The organism is Salmonella sp. SSDFZ69 (assembly GCF_004010755.1).
Lineage (GTDB): Bacteria > Pseudomonadota > Gammaproteobacteria > Enterobacterales > Enterobacteriaceae > Salmonella > Salmonella enterica.
Window position 1 is genome coordinate 3,982,880 of sequence record NZ_CP034831.1, and the last position, 11,823, is coordinate 3,994,702.

Annotated in this window: 5 protein-coding genes, 1 tRNA gene and 1 pseudogene; 1 reads left to right on the top strand and 6 read right to left on the bottom strand. The window is 47.5% G+C overall.

All coding sequences use genetic code 11. From position 1 onward, the window contains the following. Window positions 1-18: 18 nt before the first annotated feature. From dptH to EOS98_RS19790, 5 genes and pseudogenes are all read right to left on the bottom strand, one after another. Window positions 19-5,100 carry a DNA phosphorothioation-dependent restriction protein DptH gene (gene dptH, locus EOS98_RS19770; protein ID WP_023234367.1) on the bottom strand — a complete coding sequence of 1,694 codons (5,082 nt, stop codon included), beginning with the start codon at window positions 5,098-5,100 and terminating at the stop codon, window positions 19-21. Then, window positions 5,081-6,403, bottom strand: a complete 1,323-nt coding sequence (gene dptG, locus EOS98_RS19775; RefSeq protein ID WP_000283229.1) for a DNA phosphorothioation-dependent restriction protein DptG — start codon at window positions 6,401-6,403, stop codon at window positions 5,081-5,083. The genes dptH and dptG overlap by 20 nt, the downstream gene beginning before the upstream one ends. A gap of 4 nt (window positions 6,404-6,407) precedes the next feature. Then, window positions 6,408-8,057 (bottom strand): DNA phosphorothioation-dependent restriction protein DptF, encoded by a 1,650-nt coding sequence (gene dptF, locus EOS98_RS19780; protein ID WP_126524325.1) that lies wholly within the window; start codon window positions 8,055-8,057, stop codon window positions 6,408-6,410. 265 nt (window positions 8,058-8,322) lie between these two features. After that, a pseudogene (locus EOS98_RS19785) lies at window positions 8,323-9,583 on the bottom strand (tyrosine-type recombinase/integrase). 186 nt (window positions 9,584-9,769) lie between these two features. After that, a tRNA-Leu gene (locus EOS98_RS19790) sits at window positions 9,770-9,854 on the bottom strand. Between the two features lie 222 nt (window positions 9,855-10,076). Between EOS98_RS19790 and ahr the strand changes: the two genes are divergently transcribed. Then, the gene (gene ahr / locus EOS98_RS19795; RefSeq protein ID WP_000152563.1) at window positions 10,077-11,096 is read left to right on the top strand and encodes an NADPH-dependent aldehyde reductase Ahr; all 1,020 of its coding nucleotides are present in this window, start codon (window positions 10,077-10,079) and stop codon (window positions 11,094-11,096) included. A 27-nt stretch (window positions 11,097-11,123) separates the two neighbouring features. On the opposite strand, the gene idnK is transcribed toward ahr, so the two are convergent. Further along, window positions 11,124-11,654, bottom strand: a complete 531-nt coding sequence (gene idnK, locus EOS98_RS19800) for a gluconokinase (RefSeq protein ID WP_000896756.1) — start codon at window positions 11,652-11,654, stop codon at window positions 11,124-11,126. Window positions 11,655-11,823: the final 169 nt, after the last annotated feature.

Sequence of the window (11,823 nt, forward strand, 5' to 3'; positions counted from 1 at the left end):
TTTACATCTCCAGTAAATTTATTTTACTAGTTCCCAAAAAGCCTTATCGCGTAACTTGGAAACTGTTTTTGAACCATCAACATAAAGGCTAAAATGCTTCTCAAGCTGCCGAATCTGCCCCATCAAAGACTCCTGTTCACCTTTATCATCAACGTTAAACACAGCCTTGATATCTGCATTCCTAATCTCAGAAACACGATGGATTACCCACGTTAAAATATAGGAGGCATAATTATTTTCCCCGGTCTTAAAGTGAGTGATCTCCTGCGTTGACAGGATCGCACCAACGCCATACTCACGGCCTTCTTTAAGGATCTTACGCAGACTGGAAAAATCCTGACGCATAAAGTTATCGGCTTCGTCCACCAGAATCATTTTAGTGAGCTGACGATAATCCCCTCGCACTACTGGTTTACCGCGCTTTTGCATCTGCGCATAAAAAAGATCCAGTGTTAGTGCGACCACCAGGTTTTGCACTTCTGGCGGGTAGCCAGCCAGTTCGATCACGGTGACGCCGTCAATCAATTCGTACAAGCTGGTCATCTTCTCCGGGATAGTCTCGAATATCTTGTAACGCGCCAGTTTAGAAAGTGCTGCGTAAAGCGAATCCTCTTCAACCTTCTCCTGATCGAGGAAGCGCTGCCATACATCTTCAATCGTCGGCGCAGTCCTTGACCATGTTGTCGGATCTTCCGGCGAAATACCTGCCGCTTCGTAGCATTCTAAAATTAGATTTTCTAATTTGAGCTGCTGCTTATGCCCCAGCCCATAAGCTTTCGCCATCGTTTCCGATAGTCCACCAGCGGTATGGATTGGTAGCATTGGCGTATCGCCAAACAGAGATAAGGGGTTGTAAGGCAGTTTAAATAACTTGTACTTTTTGGCACCCGTTGCACCAAGAAAAGCCTCATCCACATAGTCTGATTTATAGTCGAAGATCAGCAAACCAATAGGTTTACCATCAACGTTACAGGACTGATTACGCATCAACTGTGTGACCAGCGATTTAGTAAACTGGGTTTTCCCGGTGCCCATCGTTCCAATAATGCCGGTATTGGTATTCATGAATTTCGCAGTGTTGGTTGGCTCCCAATACAATGGGCTCTGACGCGCAGCATCATGACCAAACAGGATCTGTAATGGAGTATCGCTTTTATCAGAAGTCGCCACCGGTACAGCAGGCTGTAACGACTCCGGTTCCGAAATGGACCGTGCAGTAGCCGGCGTTGTGACTTCTACCACAACTTCGGGTTGTGACGGAGTGGCATCACACTCTGGCTTAAGCCGGTATTTTTCCGGCACCCGATAACGTTCCGCCAGCGGTGGTTCATTCCCCTGCGCAGCAATTAGCGAAGGCAGCAGTGAATAAGGGATTTCAATCTGTAAGATATTCCCCGCTGTCTCTTTATAAGAGAGATCGAAGCAGGTTGCGCTGTCCACATGCGCCACGACGAAGCCGTTCACATAGTCGGCCAATTCACCTAACTGATAGTCGCCCGTTAACCACCATTCGCGTCGATCCAGCAAGGGAGCCAGTTTATTGCTGTCCAGCACACCATACAGGCGCAGTTTCTCCACCTGCATCAGCACCTGACGAATAAAGAGCGCCCGGTACAATTGTGATGCCAGCGTTTGTGGTTCCAGAATATCCTGCTGTAAATAACGTTTGAGCTCACGAGCCTGTTGGCCTGCATAGCTGTAGTCAGGCCGCGCTCCGGTTTTAACTTCCAGCGGCAACAAATAGAGGCGGTTTTCTTTGAATCCCACAAAGAGCACATCATCAGAGATCGCACCTTTACGATAGCCCTGTAAATTTCTCGATAAATCGCTCTCTTTCATTTTCAGCCCGACATTGCCGGATACGCGGATCATTTCGGCCACCGATAACGGAATCCAGCAAATATCGGACTGGTGCAACATAGATTGCACAAATTTGTACGCGCCTATAATGCCGTGTTTCTCTTTCCGCTCCCTTTCACTGGAGCGCAGCATTTTCAGCAGCCATTCGCCGTTAAAAGCGTTAAATTCTGCCAGCAAATTCTGACTGTCAACAGCAGGTTGCCCTGACTGGTTTCCGGTCTGGAGCAACCGCAGGAACAAATCAACCTGCTTCGTGACGGTGACGGCATCGTAACCTGCGCAACTGGTGTACTGGTCAGAATAGTGGATAAGCACCACATCTTTCTGACTGGTGAAAAAGTCAAGGGTGACTTTAGGATCAATGATGGTGGTCCAGAGCGCGCTATTGTAGGAGTAATTGAGTAGCTGTTTAAAATTGCCGCTCACAGCCAGGCCGATCCCTTGTCCATGATACTGGCTGTTGCTTTGACGTGCGGGTTGCCACAGGCAGCCGATTAGTCGGGCAAGACGCAGGGCGCAGTAGGACTCAGTATCCACATCTCGCAGTCCAAACGCGGTAAAGTAAGCATCCCCCTGCGTTTCGGCACCTTCCCCAGCGATCAACCCATGACACAATACCCCGCTGGACGCATCTTCAATGCGGATCTGGCGACAATCCACAGGTGCTGTATTGGTGAAAAATGCCAGATGCGCATAGGCCAGCTTGTCGCTTTCTGACGGCAGTACAAACTTGCTGAACGTTAACCGGCTACGCAGCAGGTCAATCAGCATATCGGCTTCCGCCCGCCATACGCCACTGTTCAGATCGAGATCGTTTTTAAGCTGCTCATAGCTACCACTTTCGGCAAAGTGATCGAACATATTGGGTAGCAAACGTTCATCGTAGCAGTTCACATGCACCGAAATAGCATGCTCTTTTTCTTGCTTAAAATATTCTACTAGTCCCAGAAACAGTTCTTTGGCGTTCCCTTGATTAATGGCATTGATAATCAACGCACTGTTTTCAGCGCTCTGGAACAATCGAGCGTAAGCGTCCGTGAACTCATTGAGTTTGTCTTTTACCAGACGTTTAACGTAGTCATGGCTGACCTTCCGCTGGGGAACCGCGTCAATCCAAAAGCGGTTTTCTTCCACCGGCTGTAGTTGCGCGTATTCATGCTCACTGTGGTAAACAAACGGCATTAACCCGGAAACCATCAAGCGATCAAGAGTGATCGGCGGTAGCGTGGCAAATGAAGCCGAATCGTTCTGTTCCGACTCCGCAACGATAGTTTCTGCCAGTTGTAGATGGTAGGCCAGCACTAATGGGTGCAGTGGTGAGAGACGCTCATGGCTATCATTGCGGCAGATCCCCAAATGCAGAAGACGTTTCTCCTGCGCTGTCAGCGCCCTGCTCAGGCCGATTTGCTGGAGTGCCTGTTCAAACGTAGTAACAATGTAGCTGACCAGTGTGCGATATTCCGCTGACCACGACACCAGACTCGGCAGGGTGTTACGACGATGATAGTAGGCAAATAGCTGCTCATAAGCGTTATGGAGATCGGGGTAACTGGTAAGAAGTTCATCCAGCGCAAACACGCTATCGTCACTTCCCGTACCCAGCAGACGTTGCTCAATTAATGAGGCTTCCAGTATCAACAACTGCTGGCGTACACCGACAACCTTGTGTTCAGTATTATCGAGTATGATGCGCCCTTTTAGTCGGTTCCAGGTTGCATTGCCCTCTTCTTTGAACAACTTATTGAAACGACTTTGGTCAAAAAGCAACGGTAGCGTTAGCCCTTCTTCTGCTCCCGGTCCCTCGATGTTAAACGACAGACGGGAATCACCGGAAACGAGCGCAAACTGAACCAGATCACTTTGATTTGCCAGCGTCTCAAAATTCACCTGAGCATAATGCTGGCAGTCAATGTCTTCGCTCTCATCATCCAACGTACAGGTCAGGTTGCCAGACTCGGCAATACGTAGTGTGTTATCTTCCAGTTGCAGGGTTATTTGATCTTTACCGGGCTCAATGCGGTAGCAGTGCTGTATATCGTTTAGCCAGAACTGCCCCTGCTCAACCAACAACAGACGAAATTTATACTCTTCGGCTGAATTATTGCGGTTGGTCAGCTCAAGACTAAAGAAGCAGGGATGCCCGTCAAAAGGCACCGACGCCATAATGCGGGAAGTCTTGCCGCCCGCCCGGCTGGTACGCCAGAAAGGTGCGTTCTTTAACTGGCGATTATGAGCAATCTTTATCTGATTATCCTGAAGATCATTACCCTGAAAACTGAACTCCAGCTCAGCCTTTGATTGTCCTGGCTGCACCTGTACCAGCAGGCTGATGTCACGTCTGCCTGCCTTACTAGCGCTTTTCGCCCGTTGCCAAACCTCGCCGTTTTCGACGGAGACGTTCTCCAGCACCAGTTTTTGTTCACTGTTCTGCTCTTTCTCTTTCCTATAGTCGGAAAAATCGAGCTCACGCCAGTCATCTTTATCGTAAAAATGCTCCTGAATGAATTTTGAACTAAACTCAGGCAGCACATTCTCCAGTTGTCCACTGTAGCGTTCAACACTATCTTCTATCTGGCGATATAATTTCCGGTTTTCATTCAGCCGGGTGCGTAGCTGTTTCTGGCTATAGTTCAGTAGTTCATCATCTTTAAACAGATGAAGCTCGGAGAAATCCAGATTGCCATCATCCAGCAAGCGATACAGCGACGAGAAACCAAATACGGTCGCGCCTTCATCCAGTACCGTCGACAATTGATCCTCCAGCAAACAACGGGACAATTCCGAACGGTTACTATCAGTGGTAATAAGCTTTTCCAGTTGATGACTGAAAGTTTGTGGGTACCAGATAGCATCCGGTGCCGCCACGTCTTTCGTGCTGTTAATCAGGGTATCGAGCATACTGTTGTGAATAATCAGCAGCGCTGTTTGGGCAAAAACGCCGCTGCGCCCTGCAACTTCATCGCGCAAATGAGAAATGTAGTTTTCTGTGAATGCTGGAGCCTCGGCTCCGTGCAGTACAGGAATAAGCTGAACACCATTGCAGGGGAGGCAATCAATATATTGACCTGGCGCAATTTCCAACCGATTACCGTCCGCCAGAGAGACGAATGCTTCCCAGAGTTTTAGGGCATTATCGGGATCGGGAGATTTGAACTGGTAGCGCTCGCCGGGCTGAATGATGCCACCTACCCATTCAATAAAGGTTTCTGCCAGATAGGTTTCATACTGTTTTACGGACATACACGGCGTCTCCACTATCACTCATTCGCTCTACATTTCCCATGCGTTCATAAAACGCCACCAGCGTTTGCGCCGACTGATTATCCAGATAAAAACCGCGCTGTTCAAAACCACGCAACAGTTCGTGCAGGCGGAGTTTGTCATTTTTGCCCACAGTGAGATTGGTCAGTAACAGAAGACGATCCTGATTCAGCACCAGCACTTTCCCTGCCCGACCACGCACCTGAATGAAGTCAGTGCAAATCTGGTTTTCCAGCTCATTAACGTATTTACGATTTACCGTCGCGCGGTCAGTTTTTTTACCCTGGAACTGCTCTACGGCAACGGATAATAGTTGTTTGAAGGCATTTTCCAGGTTTGTTGCGCGTTCACGAAGCGGGAGACCTCGATCCACAATAAAATCCTGCAAATAAACGTTAAGGTCATTTAGTACTCGGGCAGATGAGTCTGAATCATTCAGAGTGTCTTGATAAATCTGCCATAACGGACGCTTTTTCTGCCCTTTTCCCCACTGCAAAACCTCAAGTGCAGAGAGCACCGGGAACAGTTTTTCGCTCTGGCTGGCGAACAGCTTATAGCCATAACGTTTCACCTTTTCCCGTTCGGAGCTGGCTTTTTCGCTATCAAGAATAAAAAACAGTGATTTGCTTTGTGGTTCGCCGTCCTGCCAGTTGTCCAGATTGAGCGCCAGTTGAGCGCACCAGCTAAAGGCGTACAAACGTAGAGTGTTGGTCAATTCTTGTAAAAGGTATTGTGGGTGCTCCGCCAAAAACGCCAGATCGGACTGAAAACACGTGACCATATATGGAAGATAGGGTTGCTCTTCGGCAAAAGGTCCTTTCCCCAGCAATTTTATTTTTTCATTGAGCTTATTCAGCATTTGCTGCTCAATGAAGTTCAGTCTGTCCTGTATGGGGTAACGAAGGCTGAAATCGCCCATCAAATTGGCAAACAGCGTACCAAGACGTTTATCTGCCGTAGATCCCGCACTTATTTTTTCGCCCACAAACTGAGCGTGAAACAGTAAAAAAAGAGGGGATACACGGAAAATATCCTGACTGGAAAAATACATCCGTTCCAGCACCGACCAGAATGCAGGCTCATCCAGCAGCTCCTGCATATGTGTTTTACAATCTTCACGGAATTGGTCAGGATCGTAGGCTTCAATTTTACGTTTCAGCGCGTAGCTAAGGGCCAGTCCGGTGACGAATTGCCAGCTAATATCGTTGTTTTTATTGCGTACAGGCAGGTAACTATCCAGTTGATTGTTACCCACTTTTAACTCGGTTGCGATAGGATACATTCTGCTAACCCTCCATACCGCTAATAGTGATCATATCGTCATCCGCCTTTGCACGATAAACCCGTTGTCTGCCATCATAAAATTTGATTTCGCTGCTGGATTTAGCCTGCTCCGCGATCAACTCAACAATTTCATCCAGTAACACGATGGCATTTTTATCGTATTTATTCGGACGATAGCCATTATTCAACTTGTCCAATAATTCGAACAAATTAAGCCCGATATGGATATGCGGTAGTGGATTTTGCCCCACCTTTAAATAGACATCGAAGCCAGTTGGATGAGCCGTATGTTTATTACGGATAGCATCCCAATCAGGCTTCACCTCTACCGGTGCGGTTATTTTTACTCCACCAAACTCACCCAAAAAGAACTCTTCTTTTTGCATACTTAATTCAGGTGCTTTGCGGTTAGCATAGCGCTGGATACCCGCGATAAGCTCAAAAGCATAGAAGCGATTTAGTGATCTTTTTTGCTCCGAATCTGCTGTGTAATTTCTATGCAAGTGCCAGATTTCTGAGTAACGTTCAAACAGAGATTCGTTAAAAAACGCGGAAAATTTCCGGTGATAATCATTCCCCAACGACTCGTGCTGCAACAGCCAGAAAAGCCGGATCAACGAGGTTGCGTCACCAGGCTTAACGCACTGCCGATCAAATTTAATGTGTAACGGCTCAAGTGCGGCTAAAAAATCATCGAGCTCAGCATCAACCAATCCCAATTCATAGCGCAAAACAAACTGATCAAGTTCATAAGTGTGCAATCTGGCGGGATCAAAATCGGAAACTTTTTTAATCAGATCATTTTCTGCACCGGTGAAGAGGTTATCAAACAAGTAGCCAGGCCCCATCAGCAGATGATGCAAAAAATCCAGCAGCGTTCGGGTTGTTACAAACTGGTCTTTAATTAATCGCGCTTTAAAAAGCTGCGTAATTAATACATTCTGCACACCAGGTATACAAAGCAATTTAAAGTTTGCGACCTCTTTTAGGTCCGGGTTAACTGACTCATCGCGCCGAAAGATAAACTGAAATAAATTATTATCATCATCACGAGTTAAGTTATCTAATAAGGCTTTAATAAATGATGAATAGTTTTTATTTTCGTTAAACTGGAATTTAGGGTAGTGTTCAAAATCAAAAAAAGAACAATTATCCTTACGATAAGGACGGCTTGCATCCTGCTGCGCTGATAAAAATGAGTCAATTGCAGACCGGATCGCCTGGTGGCATTCAGCACCTTCTCTGGCAAAATTGGCTAGCATCCCTGTGTTGATACCAATGAGCAACGGAGATGATTGTTGGTGATGATTAGTAAATAAATCATTCAAAGCATCAATAGCTGATTGTCGAGGGGCAAAGCTATGCGTAGCATCCAGGTGGAAACTAAATCGCCGCTGATAACGCGGATCGGACTGACAGCGGGTTAAAATTTCGGACTTTCCATCCCCGCTACTACCGCACAAAAAAATGATTTCACCGGGTTTAGCAACATCCAGATAGCGTTGTAATTCAGTTTCAATCTCTTGTTTAACAAAGAGTTGTTCCTTTAACTGATCGAACTCATCCTTCTGACGGTGTGTCACGGTGGTGACGGAAAACGAAGATGACTTCGCAAGTACACCCAACGCTTTACGTAATGTGATTGCGCTCATAACTTCATGTTCTCTAAAGTAAGAATTCGCCTATTTTATACAAGCTACCCTTTGATCTCTATAGGCCTTTCGCCATCTTATGGCATAGTTATGTTCATATTCACATTAAAAGCCATTTCTTCTTGTCTATGTATGTAATCTGTGTGATGCTCTGCCTTCAAAACACACATGCCATTACATTTACGTAACTTTCATGAAATCAAAAATCGAGCCTGCCACTACATGGCAATTTACGAATTTTCAATAAATATGAATTTCATTGTATTTAAGCCTCTTTCTTTTTTCGGAATACCGACCTTTCTTTCCGAGACATATAAAAGAGGTTCGCATCCAGGAAATCCGCCCACCATTGCAGCATCAGTTTGCGTTCGTCGATAAACTCCGCCTTATGGATATACGCTGCCCGCACTGAGTTACGTTCCATATGGCTCATCTGTCGTTCTACCGCATCCTTTGACATAACCTTGACTCAATCAATGAGCTACAGGCCATCGTGCGGAAGCCGTGACCACAAACCTCAACCTTGGTGTCATACCCCATCACCCGTAGCGCACTGTTCACCGTGTTTTCACTCATCGGCTTACGCGGATCGTGATCGCCAATAAAAATCAGTTCATGCTTGCCACAGAATTGTTTTATCTGCTTCAGGATCGCCAGTGCTTGCTTAGAAAGCGGCACCAAATGCGGTGTATGCATCTTTGATCCCCGGTGAGAATGCTTAACGTCAGGGATAGGTTCTCTCTCTGGTGGAATCGTCCACATCGACGTGTCAAAATCAATCTCTGACCAGCGAGCAAAACGCAGCTCACTGGATCGAATAAAGATAAGCAGAGTGAGTTCCGTTGCCCAGCGGGTTAGCGGCCTGCCGGTATAGCTGTCTATTTTCTGGAGCAATTCAGGGATGCGTTTTAACGCCAGCGCCGGACGGTGCTGTCGATTGCCAGAAGCAACCGCTCCTGCCATCTCCTGAGCCGGATTGTAATCAATTAGCCCGCTTTGCACTGCATAACGCATGATGGCCGTAGTACGTTGTTGATGACGGGCAGCAACCTCAAGACGTCCAGACATCTCTACGGCTTTAATGGGCGCTAATAAATCGCGAGTTTTTAACTCAGCGATATTACGTTCACCAAGCGCTGCAAAGAGATTATCTTCCAGGCTTTTTAGCACACGATGGGCGTGATCTTCAGACCACTTTTGGTTGGTGCCATGCCACTCGATCGCCACCTCTTTGAAGGTCCGTGCTTTACTCTGTTCAACCTTATCATTTTTCTTTTTGTCTCCCGGATCGACGCCATTCGCTAGTAGCTTACGCGCTTCGTCACGACGTGCTCTGGCATCCGCCAGTGTGATTTCAGGGTAAACCCCAAGTGCCAACATCTTTTGCTTGCCGTCATAACGGTACTGCAAACGCCAGTACTTAGAACCATTTGGATGGACAAGAAGGTGCATACCGCTGCCATCGGTCAGTTTGTATTGCTTATCGTTGGCTTGGCTGTTCTGACCTTGATATCTGTTAACGCCATGTTTATCCCCTCCCTGTTGGTACAAGCATTATCGAACCGGAAATACCATCATCTGTACCAACATGTGTTGGTAGATGTACATTGATGTCGGTTGACCTTGAGAGAGTTACTATAGCGGGAAAGGTAGGTAAATACTGGATTTCAGGCACAAAAAAAGACGTCCGTTGACGTCTATTGATGTTCCGATGGTGCCGAAGGCCGGACTCGAACCGGCACGTATTTCTACGGTTGATTTTGAATCAACTGCGTCTACCGATTTCGCCACTTCGGCACTGAAGAGGTATGCGGAAAACGTTGTGGATTATACCTGTCATACGCCGCCATGCAAGCACGAGCATACACCTGTATCGCTAAGTGCTGAAAATTTCAGCAGCGTTGAGTATTAAATAGAATAATCAGGCTACTTCCGGCCTTCTCCAGCAGATTAACGTCGGGCGTCCCTTGCCTCCATGCTCTACACTTTTCAGTTCAACACCACATTAAGGGAAACACAATGACGATAATAAAAAGCTATGCCGCCAAAGAGGCGGGCGGCGAGCTCGAACTCTATGAATATGATGCGGGAGAACTCCAACCGGAAGATGTCGAGGTACGGGTCGACTACTGCGGGATCTGCCATTCCGATCTGTCGATGATCGACAATGAATGGGGGTTCTCTCAATACCCTCTGGTTGCCGGACATGAGGTCATCGGTCGGGTGGCCGCACTCGGCAGCGCGGCACAGGATAAGGGGCTAAAAGTCGGCCAGCGCGTTGGAATCGGCTGGACGGCGCGCAGCTGCGGACACTGCGATGCCTGTATCAGCGGCAATCAAATTAACTGCCAGGAAGGCGCAGTGCCCACTATCCTCAATCGTGGCGGTTTTGCCGAGAAGCTTCGCGCAGGCTGGCAGTGGGTAATTCCTCTTCCGGAGAATATAGATATGGCGTCCGCAGGCCCGCTGTTATGTGGCGGCATTACGGTCTTTAAACCGCTATTGATGCACCATATTACTGCTACCAGCCGCGTTGGCGTCATCGGTATCGGCGGGCTGGGGCATATCGCCATAAAGCTGTTACACGCAATGGGCTGCGAAGTCACCGCGTTCAGCTCAAATCCATCGAAAGAGCAGGAAGTGCTGGCGATGGGGGCCAATAACGTGGTGAACAGCCGCGATCCGGAAGCGTTAAAAGCACTGGCGGGCCAGTTCGATCTCATTATTAACACGGTCAACGTCGATCTCGACTGGCAGCCCTACTTCGAAGCGCTGACGTATGGCGGCAACTTCCATACCGTTGGGGCCGTATTGAAGCCGCTGCCCGTACCGGCGTTTACATTAATTGCCGGCGATCGCAGTATCTCAGGCTCGGCAACCGGAACGCCATATGAACTTCGCAAACTGATGAAATTCGCCGGACGCAGCAAAGTCGCGCCCACCACGGAACTGTTCGCAATGTCACAAATCAACGAGGCTATCCAGCACGTTCGCGACGGCAAAGCCCGCTATCGTGTAGTGCTAAAAGCTGACTTCTGACCGCCTGACTCAGCGCTTTGACAATGATCAGGAAGCGCTGAGTGCCTGACGAAAAGCCTGTACAGCCAGTCGGCACTGCTCCGTCACGTGCTCGATGTCATGATTAACATCGATACGCGCAATATCATGTTCATCGGCACAGGGTCGCTCCAGCGCGTCAAACTGACTTTGCAGCAGGTCTGGCGGCATAAAATGCCCGGCACGACGCTGCATTCGCTGCAGAATGGTGGCGTAATCGCCGTCCAGCCACAGGAAATGTACGTTAGGGCTGCTCTTACGTAAAATATCGCGGTACTGTTTTTTTAATGACGAGCAGACAATAAATCCCGTCTCATTTTTTTTATAAAGACTGTATGAAGCGTCATTTAATCGTTCCAGCCAGGGTAAACGGTCTTCATCAGTTAACGGTATTCCCTGAGACATTTTATCAATGTTTTTCGCCGGATGGAGATCATCGCCGTCAATAAACTTCGCAGAAAATAATGTTGCAATTTTGCTGCCTATTAAAGATTTACCACTACCTGAAACACCCATTAAAATATAGCTTTCCCCGGCCATTTAAATACCTCTGAGTCATATTCCACTCCACAATATTACGCCTCTACGTTCGACAATTTCACGTTTTTTAATTTCCATAGAGAAGAACTCTAAGGCACATCACGTTATGCGTAACATTGTAGTGTAACAATTTTCCAGCGTGACATAAGTCACAAATAGTGACAAATAA

Coding starts and splice junctions, on each gene's coding strand:
- dptF (WP_126524325.1), bottom strand. CDS start 8,057: ATGAGCGCAATCACATTACGTAAAGCGTTGGGTGTACTTGCGAAGTCA.
- dptG (WP_000283229.1), bottom strand. CDS start 6,403: ATGTATCCTATCGCAACCGAGTTAAAAGTGGGTAACAATCAACTGGAT.
- dptH (WP_023234367.1), bottom strand. CDS start 5,100: ATGTCCGTAAAACAGTATGAAACCTATCTGGCAGAAACCTTTATTGAA.
- ahr (WP_000152563.1), top strand. CDS start 10,077: ATGACGATAATAAAAAGCTATGCCGCCAAAGAGGCGGGCGGCGAGCTC.
- idnK (WP_000896756.1), bottom strand. CDS start 11,654: ATGGCCGGGGAAAGCTATATTTTAATGGGTGTTTCAGGTAGTGGTAAA.